Source organism: Streptomyces sp. NPDC001970 (assembly GCF_053594115.1).
Map to the genome: position 1 here is coordinate 1 of NZ_JBSFDW010000077.1, position 14,784 is coordinate 14,784.

A 14,784-nucleotide genomic window follows, 5' to 3' on the forward strand; every position below is an offset into this window, starting at 1 on the left:
ACCGAACCCCTAGACAAGGTCCATCGTCCCAGCTCAGGGAGGCACTTTTGCGTTTCTACCCAACCCTCAGCCGCACCCCAACCGAAACGGCGAGGCTAATACTCAGCTGTAGATCGTGATCTTGCTGTCGGGGCCGGTGGGCAGACGGGTGCGGCCACCGTTGATCATCGTGAGTTGTGTGGACTAACGACGAGACGGTGGCCGCAGGTCACAGCATAGATCCCATCCGTTGGCGGGAGGCGTTCGAGGCGGCCATGGACCGGATCGCGGGCCGGTTCACCCGGGTCGAACCCCGCCTGCGGGCCGGGCGGTTGGTACTGGGGTTGCTGTCAGACCTGCCGCGCAAGAACTGCTGGACCATCTCGGAGTGGGTCGGGGAGACTAGCCCGCACGGCATGCAGCACCTATTGTCCCGGGCGGTCTGGGACGCCGACGCCGTCCGTGATGACGTGCGGGAATACATCGTCGAGCACCTCCACGACGATGCCGCGGTGCTGGTCGTCGACGAGACCGGCGACGTGAAGAAGGGCACGCACACCGTCGCCGTCCAGCGCCAGTACACCGGCACCGCGGGCAGGATCGAAAACGCCCAGGTCGCTGTCTACCTCGTCTACGCGGGCGAGCGGGGGCACGCGGCCGTGGACCGGGAGCTGTATGTCCCGCGCTCCTGGACGTGTGACCCGGACCGCTGCCGGGCAGCCGGACTCGGCGAGGACACCGCATTCGCGACCAAGCCCGAGCTGGCCCGCACGATGATCGAACGGTTCCTGGACGCAGGGCACCACGTGGGTTGGGTAACTGGTGACGAGGTCTACGGCGGCAACCCGAAACTGCGCACGGCTCTGGAAGAACGCGGCATCAGCTACGTACTCGCGGTGGCCTGCTCAGCCGAAATGACCACCGGTGCGGGCAGGTGCCGTGCCGATGCCCTGGTCGAGAAGGTGCCGAAGCAAGCCTGGCAGAAGCTCTCGGCCGGACGCGGTGCGAAGGGGCAGCGGTTCTACGACTGGGCCGTCATCGATCTCGCCGAGCCGACGCCGGGCAGGCGCCAGCGTCTGATCCGCCGCAACCGGCGAACTCGCCTACTACCGTTGTTATTCCACCGAACCGGCGCCCCTGACCGTCCTGGTCAAGGTTGCAGGCTCCAGATGGCGTGTGGAAGAGACCCTCCAGGCCGAAAAGGGGCTGGCGGGGCTAGATGAGCACCAGGTCCGCCGCTACTGCTCCTGGATCCGCTGGGTCACCCTGGCGATGCTCGCCCACGCCTTCCTCGCGGTGGTCCGTGCCGACGAACACACCCGCAACCCCACCCCGGACGGGCTGATCCCACTGTCCTGCAACGAGATTCATCGCCTCTTCACCACGGTCGCCATCCAGCCTCTCCACGACATCGCCCACCGACTCGGCTGGTCCGACTGGCGACGCCGCCATCAGGAACGATCACGCACCAGTCATTACCGGCGACAAGCCGCAACTCGGAAATGAAGATCATGACGTTGGGGCGGCCGGGTTGCCGGCCTGGCCCCTCAGGATGCGTTCGAACCAGTCTGCAGTCAGTTCCGCGCATCGACCGGGTGAACCGGCCACGTGGACTGTCCCCACCACAGACCCCTGGAGGGGAATGTACATCTGGTCGTGGAGTTCGGTGCCGAGCACGCCCTGCCCGTCGAAGAACGCACCGAAGACATGGGAAATGACATTGGTTCCCGGCGTCACCGCATAGAGCAGGGCCAGCAGATGCGCGAATCCTGTTTCCTCGGGGCGGAGGATGAGGGTGTCGTCAGGGTCGCACGGCCAGGTGACGGCTCGCTCGCGTAGTACGGACACGAACCTGCGCCATGCGCCATCCAGCGTCTCGAATGCGTCCTCGTCAGCTTCCCCGACTGAGAACCAGGGCACGTACACGCGGGCGTCCATGGCCTGCACCGTAGCTGACAGGTGACTGATCAAGCCGACGCCACCCAAACCACGATGGAGATCACGATCTACAGCTGGAGTACTAATACTCCAGCAGCACTTTGACGTTTTCCCTGTTCAGGGGCGGTTTGGGCGAGTGTAGTGGGCTGTGTTCCGGCTCGTGTTCTCTTTCCCGGACCGCCCCTCGATCGTGTGCAGCCGCCGCTGATAGTGGCAGCGGCGGGCGACGGCTTGGCGTCGCCTGCGCCAGTGTGACCATCTCAGTGCGCGTGCCTTGGTGAGGGACTGATGTGCGCGTGTGGCGGGTGGGTGGCCAGTTGCCAGGAGCCGCCGAACTTCTGCCACGGTGAGGGGCGTGAGGCAGGAACCGTTTCTGCTGCCCCTTTTGCTGCGGCGTCGGCGGTCATGACTGCCAGGAAGGCGTGCGCCAGCATGGCCAGGGTGACGTGCCGCATCCAGCCGGTGTAGCGGCGGACTTCGTACTGGTCGAGGCCGCACTCGTTCTTGGCAGCCTGGAAGGCTTCCTCGATGGCCCAACGCGTTCCGGCGACGCGGACCAGGTGCTCGACCGTGGTGCCGAGCGGTGCGTAGGCGAGGTAGTAGGCGATCTCCTGAGGCTTGCTGATGCTGCGGCGTGCCAGTGCCCACCGCTGGTGGGTGGGCAGTTCCCCGTCGAAGTCCTCGATGGATGTGATCTGCAGGGCGGCCCAGTGGTAGACACGCGGGCCCTTGGCGCCGTCACCGCACGAACGTCTCTCCCATGCTTCGTCGGGAGCTTGGGAGAAGAGGTGGTCGATGCGCCCGAAGTGCGGCACCTGCTGGGACTTGGGGACCGCGAGCACATACCCCAGGCCGGTCTCCTCCAGCATGCGGCGCAGCCGCCATTCCTGGCCGTAGGCCGAGTCCGCGGTCACCCAGGCAATCGGCAGCGGCGAGGCGATCGCCCGCAGGACCATGGCTTTGGCCAGGTCGGGTTTGGTGGCGAAGGTCCGCTCGTCCGGGATGTGCGCGGCGCGGCAGCGGTCGCGGTCGTCGGTCCAGGACTTGGGCAGATACAGCTCTCGGTCCACCAGGGCACGTCCTTGCGTGGTGGCGTAGGCGGCGAACACGCCGATCTGGCAGTTTTCAGTGCGGCCGGGGGCCTGTATTTCAATTACTGCTTGGTGCAAGGGTGTTGGCGGGACAATGAGGTGTGACTGCGCGTACGGCCGCTCGGGCTTCAGTTGTGGCTTTGAGGGCGAAGTTCGATCAGTTCCTTCCCCATCTCGATGAGCGGCGCCGTCGGATCTACCTGGCCAGCGAGGCCGCCGCGCTTGGCCACGGCGGGATCACGCTGGTGGCGGCCGCTTCTGGCGCCAGTGCGGCCACCATCGCACGCGGGATCGCCGAGCTGTCCGGGCACCCTTTGCCAGCCGGGCGGATCCGGGCCTCAGGAGCCGGCCGTAAGCCGGTGACGATCACCGACCCCGGTCTGCTGCCCGCGCTTGAAGCTCTGATCGAGCCGCACACCCGGGGCGATCCTGTCTCGCCGTGTTGCGCTGGACCACGCTCTCGCTGCGGTCCCTGGCCTCGGCGCTGACCACTCAGGGCCACCCGGTCAGCGCGGCGACCGTTGGGCGCGTGCTGCACGCCCTGGGATACAGCCTGCAGGGCACCGCCAAGACCACGGAAGGCGCCAGTCATCCGGACCGGGATGCTCAGTTCACGCACATCAACGCCACTGCCGCGGCCTTCCTCGAAGACCACCAGCCGGTGATCAGCGTGGACACCAAGGCCAAGGAGTGGCTCGGCAACCGCGACCGACCCGGCCGCACCTGGCGGCCGGGCAAGAACCCCGTCCGTGTGGACTGCCACACGTTCACCACTAGCGACCAGCCCGTGGTCATCCCCTACGGGATCTACGACATCGCCCGCAACACCGGCTGGGTCAACGTCGGGACCGACCACGACACGGGCGAGTTCGCGGTGGAATCCATCCGCCGCTGGTGGCAGCACCGCGGACGCGGCGACCACCCGGACGCCGGCCGGCTGCTGATCACCGCCGACTGCGGCGGTTCCAACGACCCCCGCCGCTGGACATGGAAGAAACACCTCGCCGCCTTCGCCCTGGAAAGCGGACTCGAGATCACCGTCTGCCACTTTCCACCCGGAACATCGAAATGGAACAAGATCGAACACCGGATGTTCTGCCACATCACCGCGAACTGGCGCGGCAGGCCCCTGACCAGCTACCAGATCGTCATCGACACCATCGCCGCCACGACCACCCGCACCGGGCTCAGAATCGGAGCCGAACTCGACACCGGCCGATATGACCTGGGCACCACAGTCCCACCCGCCGAGTTCCATGCCCTGCCAATCACACCCCACGCCTTCCACGGCGACTGGAACTACACCCTGGCACCGGTCGCACCCCGGCACCCCGAGCCTGCACCGAGCCGACAACAAATCGATCCCGCCCTGACCGCGATGCTCACCGACCCGGCCCTGACCGGCATGTCACGCTCCGCCTTCGACCACCTGGTCGCCATCTCGGAACCGTACTGGGACGCCCTGGCCGAGGCGGCATTCCAACGACGCTTCCACCGCCCACGCAGCTACCTCCACCCGCAGACCAGCAGCCTCGACCACTACCACCGCCTACTGACCGCCCTGTTACGCCGCCGCAGAGCCGCCACCAGCACACTTCTGGCCCAGCTCCTGAATGTCAGCCGCACCAACCTGTCCAACCAGTTCCAAGACGGCCACCGCCTCCTGGACCTGCACCGCGTCGCAGTCACTCCACTGCCCGGAACCCCGGCCCGCACCCTCGCCCAACTACAAGCCCGCCTACCGTCACGCGACGACACCTGCACAGATCAACTCTGACAGTTATTCAGACACAAGCCCCCGCGGTGCCGTGCCGGAGTATTGGCGTTGCACGCCGGCCGAGGTGATGCCCTTCTTGAGAAAGCCAGTGTCGTCGAGGATGAGGATTCCGTCGGGCTCGCCGAGCCGTTCGGCTACGTAGTGCTGGAGGTCGTCGCGGATCTCGTCGGCGTCCCAGCGGGCGCCGTTGAGAAGCCGCTGAAGGCGGTCGGGTGTGCTGTGCCCGGCATATTCGGCCAGCTGCCAGCCGTTCTTCCGGCCCACCGGGCCCAGCAGCCCACGGATGTAGTCGCGCATCCTGCGACGCGGCTCGACGCGCCTGAAGCGATGGCCGGTGCGCAGGAACAGTTCCTCGAGTTCGTCGTTCCAGATCTCAACTGCACGCTCGTCGATCACGTCAGGAGGCTGCCCGGACCGCTGCCACTATCAGCGGCGGCTGCACACGATCGAGGGGCGGTCCGGGAAAGAGAACACGAGCCGGAACACAGCCCACTACACTCGCCCAAACCGCCCCTGAACAGGGAAAACGTCAAAGTGCTACTGGAGTACTAAGCGAACGGGTGACTGGCGGTGGTGCGGCCGAGCTGGTCTGCGGGTACGCCCGTGGGGTTAACCCCACATCGTCACTTGAGGGGACACCATGGGCAGGCTCGGGATTTCGGCCAGTGGTGTTTGGAGGCCGCCCGACAGAGTCAGGCGCGCGCTTTCGCGAGGATGGAATGCAAGCAGGGCCGGAGCTCACACAGGGACGAAGAACCCTGGCGAAGGCGGAACCCGGATTTCAGAAATCGCCGCCTTCGCATGCCATCCGGATCAGTCACGCAAGAATGCGAATGCGAACATGTCCCACCACCTGGACTCCCCCATCGCCCGCCAAGCATATCGGTTGGAGATCACCGGCCGTCTTCCGCGGCGAGCGCGGGACAGTCTTCGTCCTGCACGTTTGCCACTCACTCGCCGGCGAGGACATCCCCCGGGGCTTCCACCCCGGGGGTCGGCACCCAGACGTTCGGCATCGGGATCGGCGTGACGGCGTAAAGCCTGGGCATGAGGCACGTCTTCGACGCCGAACACATCGCGGCCATCGACAACACCACGCGCAAGCTGATGCATGAGGGCCAACGGCCACTGTCGGTGGGCTTCTGGTTCGCCTTGGGGCACTCCAGCATCGTCCTCGCGCTCGCCCTCCTCCTCCCCCTGGGCCTACGCGCGCTGGGCACGCCGGTCTGCCTGCCGGCCGTCATCGCGAACAAGGTCTCCTCACTGACCATCGTCTACGTGCTCGCCGCCCTGCTGCACCGCTGCAGCACCGGGCAGGGCCAGCACATCGAGGTCCCGATGACCGACACGCTGCTGGCGTTCAACCTGCTCGAGCATCTGGCGGGGCACAAGTTCCAGGCGGCGGAGGGTCCCACGGGCTTGGCACCGCCGATGTCGAGGGGGCACCGGCGCGCAGCACGAAGGACGGCCTCGCCTGGATGTCCTCGCCGAGCCGTCCGACCACTGAACCCCGATTTCCTGTACCTCCGCTGAGAGAAGCAAGCCATGAGCACCACTGACGTGCGCACCCACCAGGTGGGCACCACCCTGCTGATCACGATCGATCGCCCACAGGCACGCAACGCGGTGAACGCCGCGGTCGCCGCCCTCCTGGCGAAGGCCCTGGACGAACTGGAGGCCGACCCCGGGCTCCGGGCCGGCGTGCTGACCGGCGCCGACGGCACCTTCAGCGCCGGCATGGACCTCAAGGCCGCCCTGAAGGGTGAGTCACCCACCATCCCGGGCCGCGGATTCGGCGGCGTGACCGAGGCCGAACTGACGAAGCCGCTGATCGCCGCCGTGGAGGGCTTCGCCGTGGGCGGCGGTTTCGAACTGGCCCTGGCCTGTGACCTGATCGTGGCCGCGGAGGATGCGCACTTCGGTCTGCCGGAGGTCAAGCGGGGCCTGATCGCCGCCGGCGGCGGCGTGATCCGGCTGCCCAAGCGCATCCCCTACCACTTGGCGATGGAGTTCCTGCTGACCGGCGAGCCGGTGAGCGGCCAACGGGCCGGCGAGCTGGGCCTGGCCAACCAGGTCGTCCCCACCGGTCAAGCCGTGAACGAGTCCCTCCTGCGCGCCGAGCAGCTCGCGGCGAACGCACCGCTCGCGCTGGCCGCGGTGAAGACGGTGGTACGGGCCGCCGACGGAGTGCCGGAGGCCGACGCGTTCGCGGTGCAGCGCAAGGTGATGGGCACGTTGATGGCCTCGACGGACGTACGCGAGGGCATGACCGCCTTCGCCGAGCACCACGCCCCGCGGTGGACGGGGAAATGACATGAGGATCGAAGACGTACGACGCCATGCCACCACCCCGTTGACCCGCCCGGCCTTCGCGCCCGTGGTGCCGTGGTTCACCGACCGCGAGTACCTCAACATCGTCTACCGCACCGACCCCGATGCGCTGCGCGCCGTCGTCCCCGAGCCCCTGCTGGTAGAGGAGCCGCTGGTCCGGTTCGAGATCATGAAGATGAACGACGTCACCGGGTTCGGCCCCTACACCGAGGGCGGCCAGGCGATCCAGGTCAGCTTCGACGGCGAGCGGGGCGAGTACCTGCACGCGATGTACCTCGACAACTTCCCGGCGACAGCGGCCGGACGCGAGGCCAGTGCCTACCCGAAGGTCATCGGCGCACCGAAGCTGTACGTCGACCAGGGCGTGCTGGTCGGCACCCTCGACTACGGCACGCTGCGGGTCGCCACGGCGACCATGGGCTACAAGCACTACCCGCTCGACCTGCGCGAGGCCGAAGCACAGATCACCGTGCCGACCTTCATGCTCAAGATCATCCCGGGCTACGACGGCACCCCGCGCACCCAGGAGCTGGTCCGCACCGAGATCACCGACGTCGTGGTCAAGGCCGCCTACACCGGCCCCGCGCGGCTGCAGCTGTTCGAGCACGTCCTCGCCCCGCTGGCCGACCTGCCCGTCCTGGAGGTCGTCTCCGCCAGCCACATCCTCACCGACCTGACCCTCGCCCCGGTCAAGCCGGTCTTCGACTACCTCAAGGCAGACACTCAATGACACACCGCTTCCGCACCGCCGCCGTGATCGGCGCGGGCACCATCGGACTGTCCTGGACGGCACTGTTCGCGGCACACGGCCTGACCGTCCACGTGAGCGACCCGCGCCCCGACCTGAAGGAGGCGGTCGCCGAGGCGCTCGCCGCGTTCGGCCCGCACCTGGCCGCCCAGGGCCTGGACACCGACGGCCTCGCCGACCGGGTCCACATCGCGAACGACATCACCGAAGCCGTCCGGGACGCCGACGTCGTCCAGGAAAACGGGCCCGAGCGCGTCGAGTTCAAGAAGGAGCTGTTCGCCCAGCTGGTCCGGGAGACCCCCGCACACGCACTGCTGCTGAGCTCGTCGTCGGCGATCCCGGCGACCGCGTTCACCACGGAGCTCGAGGACGCCGACCGCATCCTCATCGGACACCCCTTCAATCCGCCCCACCTGCTGCCGCTCGTCGAGGTCGTACCCGGCGAACGCACCACCGAGGAAGCCGTGCAGGCCGCCGTCGACTTCTACACCTTCGTCGGCCGCGCCCCCGTCGTCGAACGCCAGGAGATCCCCGGGTTCGTAGGCAACCGGCTCCAGAACGCACTCAACCGCCAGGCCGTCTACCTCGTCCAGCAGGGCGTCGTGACCCCCGAGGACCTGGACACCGTCGTGACCCGCTCGCTCGGCATCCGCTGGGCGACGGTCGGACCGTTCCTCGGCGGGCACCTGGGCGGCGGCCCCGGCGGCTACCGCCACATCGCCGAGCACATCGGCAAGTCCATGCTGCAGATGGATCTCGGTGAGCCCTCGCAGGACCCCGAGGACCGGGAGCGAGTCATCCAAGCGGTGGAGAAGGCATACGCCTCCACCCCGTACGCCGACCTCGCCGAAGCCCGCGACCGCAAGCAACTCGCCGTTCTGTCCGCCCTGGAAGACAACCGCCCCAACCAGCACAACAAGGAGAACTGAAATGACCACCCACGCCACCCCCCTCACGCAGCTGGACGACCAGCTCACCGCCGACTTCTACCTCTACGAGGCCCTGCTTCCGGACGACGAGCGCAAGATACTGCTCCAGGCCCGCACCTTGATGAGTGATGAGGTCAAGCCGCTGGTCAACGATGCTTGGGGGAAGGGCGAATTGCCCCAGGAACTGATCGAGAAGTTCCGCGGCAGCGGACTGATCGCCCTGGCCTACGAGGGCTACGGCGAGCACCAGCCGGCCATCAGCCACCTGCTCAGCGGCATGCTCGCCATGGAGCTGGGCCGCACCGACGCCTCGTGCGCCACCTTCTTCGGCGTCCACAACGGACTCGGCTTCTACTCCATCTACTATGGCGGCGACCAGGAACAGCGCGACAGGTTCCTGCCCGCCATGGCCACGATGGACAAGATCGGCGCCTTCGCACTGACCGAACCGCTCGGCGGCTCCGACGTCTCCGGCGGCATGCGCACCACCGCCAAGCGCGAGGGCGACACCTGGACCCTCAACGGCGCCAAGAAGTGGATCGGCAACGCCACCTTCGCCGACTACGTCGTGGTCTTCGCGCGGGACGTCGACGACAACAAGGTCAAGGCCTTCGTCGTCGAGAAGGGCACCCCCGGCTTCAAGCCGGAGAAGATCGAGGGCAAGATCGCGCTGCGGATCGTGCAGAACGCCGAGATCACCCTGACCGACGTCCGCGTACCGGAAGCGAACCGGCTGCAGAACATGAAGGGCTTCCGGGACGTCGCCGAGGTCCTGCGCCAGACGCGCAGCGGAGTCGCCTGGCAGGCCCTGGGCGTCATGATCGGCGCCTACGAACTCGCACTCGACTACGCCAAGCAGCGCATCGCCTTCGGCCGCCCGATCGCCAAGTTCCAGCTGGTGCAGGACCTCCTCGTCAAGAGCCTGGGCAACATCACCGCCTCCTGGGGCCTGCTGGTGCAGCTCGCCCGCCTGCAGGACCAGGGCATCTTCCGCGACGAGCAGTCCGCACTGGCCAAGGAGTTCGTCGCGGCCCGGATGCGCGAATCCGTCGCCTGGTCCCGCGAGATCTTCGGCGGCAACGGCATCCTCCTCGACTACGACATCGCCCGGTTCTTCGCCGACGCCGAAGCCCTCTACTCCTACGAGGGCACCCACCAGATGCAGACCCTCATCGTCGGCAAGTCCATCACCGGCCACAGCGCCTTCGTGGGGTGAGGGCAATGACCACCGAATCCGTCTTCACCGGCCTGAAGGTCCTCGACGTGGCCAGCTACATCGCGGCACCGGCCGCAGCCACCATGCTCTCCGACTTCGGAGCCGACGTCATCAAGATCGAGCCGCCGGGACAGGGCGACCCCCAGCGGCGGCTGAGCCTCGTGCCACCCAGCCCCCGGGCCGAGGCCAACTACGGCTGGCACCTCGCCAACCGCAACAAGCGCGGCATGGTGATCGACCTCAAGTCCCCCGCGACCACCGAGGTCCTCAAGCGCCTCGTCCAGTGGGCCGACGTGGTGATCACCAACTTCCCGCACGGCACACGCGAGAAGCTGCACCTCGGCTACGACGAGGTCTCGAACTGGAACCCGAAAGTCATCTACGCCGACCTCACCGGCTTCGGCGACGCCGGCCCCGACGCCCGCCAGCCGGGCTTCGACCTGACCGCCTACTGGTCACGCAGCGGACTGCTGGCCTCCACCCGCGACGCCGGAGCCCCGCCGACAGTCCCCGTCTGGGGCAGCGGCGACTACACCACGGCGATCGCCATCTACGCCGCGATCGCAACCGCCCTCTACCACCGCGAACGAACAGGACAAGGCGCCAACGTCGGAACGTCACTGATCGCCACCGGCGTCTGGGCCACCGGAACACTCGTGGCCGGAGCACTCGCCAACGGCACACCGTTCCAGCTGCACGACCGGAACGCGCCGGTGAACGCACTCACCAACCCCTACCGGACCGCGGACGACCAATGGTTCATGCTGGCAACCTCATCCGTGAACTGGCCGGGACTGACCCGGGCCATCGAGCGCCCCGAACTGCTCGAGGATCCCCGATTCGCCGGCATCGAGGGCCTGGTCAAGAACGCCGCCGCGGTGAGCGTGCTGCTGGACACCGCGTTCCGCTCGCGGCCCTTCACCCACTGGAAGGACGCCCTGGACCGAGAACGCGTCACCTACAGCCCCATCCAGACACCGGAAGAGGCCGCGAAGGACCCGCAACTGCGCGCGAACGACATCGTCGTGCCCCTGGAAGGAGTCGCCGGGCTGGACCACACCATCAGCAGCCCGCTCAACCTCCGAGGCGTCCCGAAGGTCCCCGCCAAACGGGCACCGGACCTGGGCGAGCACAACGACGAAATCCTCGCCGAACTGGGCTTCAGCCCCTCCGAGATCGCCGTGCTGCACGCCCAGGGAGCGGTCCCCGGCACGACGGAAGCGGAAGCGGCGTGAGCACGGCGTCCGAAGCGGCCGACATGGTGGTCCACGTGCGGCGCGGCGGCGTACTGACGCACGCTCGACGTCCGCGGCCTGCTGCCGGGCCCGCTCCAGACGCTGCCCCTGCCGCTCACGGCGACGAGCACGCGCGGCATCCAGATCGGCCACCTCGCTGTCTGGCTTCGTGCGGCCGGTAGCCGGAGCTAGCTACCAGCAGGTGCCGTCACGGTTGCGACGCAACCTTCCTGCGGCCGGGTGATGAGCACGGCAACGCATGCCGGACGTCACCCCCGTGGACGAGCACGCAGCCCAAGGGTCCGGACCGCACCCGGCTCCGGGCCCTTGCTGCTGCCTGGACGGCCCTGGGCGTCCGCAGTCCGTACGGGAGTGTGAAGGCGACGTTGAGGATGATCTCGCCGCGGGCGTCTGGGTAGTGGGTGGCCAGGATGTCGATGGGGAGCGTCTCGTCGAGGGTGCGGCCAACGAGCCGAACCATCGCCGGAGCCGCCGCTCTCGCGGGTGACGTCACGATCGTGATCACAACGCGGGCATCGCAGCACCCCAGATGAGTCAAGGCTGCCCTGTCACAGCCTCTCCATCACGAACCCCGCGGTGAAGCGCCCGTCCGTTGCCGCCGGGCACCCGCCACCCGGCACCGGATGGCGCGCACGCCAACGGCCAAGCATCCGCGAACCTCATCGCGGGGGGGCACAAAAGGAGGGACCGATGGACAGTTCTGCACAAACGGAAATCGCCCCAGATCAGACAGCCTTTCAGGCAAGCGGCGCGGCGATAGCCCTGCTGGATGTGGAGGGGACGGTGGTCGGGTGGACACAGGCCGCCCAGCGGCTGGTCGGCTACTCGGCTGCGGAGGTGGTGGGCCGATCCGGTGCCGTCCTGCTGGCGACTGCCGGCGACCGGGCTGAGGCATCGGCGTTCGTCAAGCCGGGCAGTGCCCCCTCTCGCTGGTCCGGCCTCACCACAGTCCGCCACCGCGACGGCCACAGCGTCGACGTGCGCCTGTGGGTGCAGGCGCTCTCCGGACAAAACGGCCGGGCGCGGTGGATCGTATCGGCGACCAACAAGGCCACGTTTCCCTCGCGCCCGGCGAACGGATCTGGGCTGGAGTCGCTCCCGGCTGCGCTGCACCTGCCGAGCCGCCTGCCGATAGGTGTCGTCATCCGCGACACCCAACTGCGCTGCACCTGGGTCAACGACACCCAGGGCCTCAAGGACGGCATCCCTCTCGAGCAGCGGCTGGGGCACACGCTGACGCAGGCAGCACCCGGGCCGCAGGCCGACATGCTCGAGGCGCTGATGCGCCAGGTGCTTCAGAGCGGCGTTCCGACGACCAACGTGGAGTTCCGGGCCTTCGCTCCGACACATGCGCGCCATGAACCCACGTTCATGGCCTCCTTCTTCCGCCTTGACGACGCACAGGGCCGTGCGCTGGGCGTGTGCGCCGTGACGGTGGATGTCACCGACAGCCGGCGAGCGCGGGAGCGTCTGGCGATCCTGGGCGAGGCCAGCAAGCGGATCGGCACCACCCTGGATGTCATGCGGACCGGCCAGGAACTGGCCGACCTCGCAGTGCCGCTCCTTGCGGACTACGCCACCGTCGACCTGGTGGAGTCGATCCCCTTCGGCGAGGAACCGCTCGCGCGCCTCGGCCCGCGGGGCGGACACATCCCCGCCTTCCGCCGCGCGGGGCTGGCCTCTGTCCACCAGGGGGTTCCGGAGTCCCTGTTCACGCGGGGAGAGCCGGTCTTCGTCCCGCCGGCGTCGCCCTTCACCAGCGTCCTGCACTCCGGGAAGTCCCATTTCGAGCCGCTGCTGGACCCTGGCACGTGGCTGGACCACCAGGACGCGGCGCGGGCGGAGAAGGTCCGTGAGCACATGATGCACTCTTTGATGATCGTTCCGATCCGCGCGCGGGGTGCGGTGCTGGGCGTGGCGGTGTTCGTGCGGATGGCGGACTCCGTGCCGTTCGAGGAGGAGGACCTGCTGCTGGCCGAGGAACTCGTCAGCTGGGCCGCGCTGTCCTTGGACAACGCCCGCCAGTACGCCCGTGAACGCTCCACGGCCCTCTCCCTGCAGCGCCACCTGCTCCCCCACCACGCAACAGGCGGAACAGCCGCCACTGTGGCCTGGCGCTACCAGCCCGCCGACAGCCATCAAGGCGTCGGGGGCGACTGGTTCGACGTGATCGAGCTGTCCGGCGCCCGCCTCGCCCTGGTCGTCGGCGACGTGGTCGGACACGGCATCAACGCCGCCGCCACCATGGGCCAACTCCGCACCGCCGTACGCACCCTCGCCAGCATGGACATGCCCCCCGACGAACTCCTCGCCCACCTCGACGAGCAGGTCACCCGCCTCGCCGAGGAAGACGCCGACCCCGAGGACCCAAACACCGCGACAATGGTCGCCACATGCCTGTACGCCGTCTACGACCCGGTCACCCGGCAGTGCACGATGGCGCGGGCAGGCCACCCCCCGCCCGCGATCGTCGACCCGCACGGCCACGTCGTCTTCCCCGACCTGCCCACCGGAGCCCCACTCGGCCTCGGACTGGTCCCCTTCGAATCCGTGACACTGGACCTGGCCGAGAACAGCGTGCTCGCCCTCTACACCGACGGCCTGATCGAAGCCCGCAACCACGACCTCGACACCGGCATGAACCGCCTGGCCGCCGCCCTCGCACGACCAGACCTCCCCCTCAAAGACCTCTGCTCGACCGCCGTGGACACACTGTCCACCAAGGCACCGAGTGACGATGTCACCCTGCTCCTCGCCCGAACCCACGCACTCGGCCCGAACCAGGTCGCCTCGTGGCAGCTTTCGGACGACCCAGCCGCCGTCGGCCGCGCCCGGGCCCTGACCACCCGTCAACTGCATCAGTGGGGACTGGAGCACGTGGCCGAGTCCACCCAACTGATCGTCAGCGAACTGGTCACCAACGCCATCCGCCACGGCAACGGCCCGATCCACCTGCGCCTCATCCGGCACGAGATGCTGACCTGCGAGGTCTTTGACACCAGCAACAGCTACCCGCGCCTTCGCCACCCCAGCACCACCGACGAGAACGGCCGCGGCATCCTCCTCGTCACGCAACTGGCCCGCAGATGGGGAACCCGCCACACACCAGACGGCAAAATCATCTGGGCCGAACAGCAACTGACACCCAGCCCGTGAGACCAACCACCCGAATTCACCACACGCGCCGCTGCTTGGCAAGGCAGGCCATACGCCCTCCGCGGGCCCGTATCCAGTTCCGCAGCGTCTCCGTGTTGACTCCCAGATCGGCGTCTACCTGCTTGATCGTTGCTCCCGGCCGCGACCGTTACAACGCGACCGCGTCCGCCTTGCCCCCGGCGGATAGCACTTCATCACCATGAGGTGACTCCTGTTCTCAGATCCTCAAGATCAGCATCTTGAGTGTCCAAGATCAAGGGTCAAGGCTCAAGGCCGGGTAGTTAACGGATTTGCGCTGGTGGCAAGGGGTTTCGGCTTCGAGCGCAACGTGGGCAACGGGATCGACGTTGATCGGATAGTCCG

At 67.8% G+C, this 14,784-nt stretch carries 8 protein-coding genes and 5 pseudogenes; 10 read left to right on the forward strand and 3 right to left on the reverse strand.

Annotation, left to right across the window (positions count from 1 at the left end; translation table 11 throughout):
• Window positions 1-254: 254 nt before the first annotated feature.
• Window positions 255-1,485 (forward strand): annotated as a pseudogene (locus ACWCP0_RS41110) (IS701 family transposase).
• A gap of 3 nt (window positions 1,486-1,488) precedes the next feature.
• Here ACWCP0_RS41110 and ACWCP0_RS41115 read toward each other — a convergent pair.
• A complete protein-coding gene (locus ACWCP0_RS41115; RefSeq protein WP_451083829.1) occupies window positions 1,489-1,917 on the reverse strand; it encodes a hypothetical protein in 429 nt (142 codons plus the stop codon).
• A gap of 260 nt (window positions 1,918-2,177) precedes the next feature.
• Window positions 2,178-3,053: pseudogene (locus ACWCP0_RS41120) on the reverse strand (IS701 family transposase); the annotation flags it as partial.
• A gap of 56 nt (window positions 3,054-3,109) precedes the next feature.
• Between ACWCP0_RS41120 and ACWCP0_RS41125 the strand changes: the two are divergent.
• Window positions 3,110-4,853, forward strand: a pseudogene (locus tag ACWCP0_RS41125) (ISAzo13 family transposase).
• Here the strand turns inward: ACWCP0_RS41125 and ACWCP0_RS41130 are convergent.
• Window positions 4,807-5,157 (reverse strand): annotated as a pseudogene (locus ACWCP0_RS41130) (transposase); the annotation flags it as partial. The pseudogenes ACWCP0_RS41125 and ACWCP0_RS41130 sit on opposite strands and share 47 nt — an antisense overlap.
• A gap of 621 nt (window positions 5,158-5,778) precedes the next feature.
• On the opposite strand from ACWCP0_RS41130, the pseudogene ACWCP0_RS41135 reads away from it, so the two are divergent.
• From ACWCP0_RS41135 to ACWCP0_RS41170, 8 genes and pseudogenes are all read left to right on the forward strand, one after another.
• Window positions 5,779-6,012: pseudogene (locus ACWCP0_RS41135) on the forward strand (HoxN/HupN/NixA family nickel/cobalt transporter); the annotation flags it as partial.
• Window positions 6,013-6,063: 51 nt separating this feature from the next.
• Window positions 6,064-6,318, forward strand: coding sequence for a hypothetical protein (locus ACWCP0_RS41140; protein ID WP_451083836.1), 255 nt, complete (start codon window positions 6,064-6,066; stop codon window positions 6,316-6,318).
• Window positions 6,319-6,330: 12 nt separating this feature from the next.
• Window positions 6,331-7,098, forward strand: a complete 768-nt coding sequence (locus ACWCP0_RS41145; RefSeq protein WP_451083830.1) for a crotonase/enoyl-CoA hydratase family protein — start codon at window positions 6,331-6,333, stop codon at window positions 7,096-7,098.
• 1 nt (window position 7,099) lies between these two features.
• Window positions 7,100-7,846 carry an acetoacetate decarboxylase gene (locus ACWCP0_RS41150; protein ID WP_451083831.1) on the forward strand — a complete coding sequence of 249 codons (747 nt, stop codon included), beginning with the start codon at window positions 7,100-7,102 and terminating at the stop codon, window positions 7,844-7,846.
• A complete protein-coding gene (locus ACWCP0_RS41155; RefSeq protein ID WP_451083832.1) occupies window positions 7,843-8,793 on the forward strand; it encodes a 3-hydroxyacyl-CoA dehydrogenase NAD-binding domain-containing protein in 951 nt (316 codons plus the stop codon). Before ACWCP0_RS41150 ends, ACWCP0_RS41155 begins: the two co-directional genes overlap by 4 nt.
• Before the next feature lies 1 nt (window position 8,794).
• Complete coding sequence (locus tag ACWCP0_RS41160) at window positions 8,795-10,009, forward strand: acyl-CoA dehydrogenase family protein (RefSeq protein ID WP_451083833.1); 1,215 nt, start codon at window positions 8,795-8,797, stop codon at window positions 10,007-10,009.
• A gap of 5 nt (window positions 10,010-10,014) precedes the next feature.
• Entirely contained in the window at window positions 10,015-11,244 is a 1,230-nt protein-coding gene (locus ACWCP0_RS41165) for a CaiB/BaiF CoA transferase family protein (protein ID WP_451083834.1), read from the forward strand.
• Between the two features lie 711 nt (window positions 11,245-11,955).
• Window positions 11,956-14,421, forward strand: coding sequence for a SpoIIE family protein phosphatase (locus ACWCP0_RS41170; protein WP_451083835.1), 2,466 nt, complete (start codon window positions 11,956-11,958; stop codon window positions 14,419-14,421).
• The last annotated feature ends 363 nt before the right edge of the window (window positions 14,422-14,784 follow it).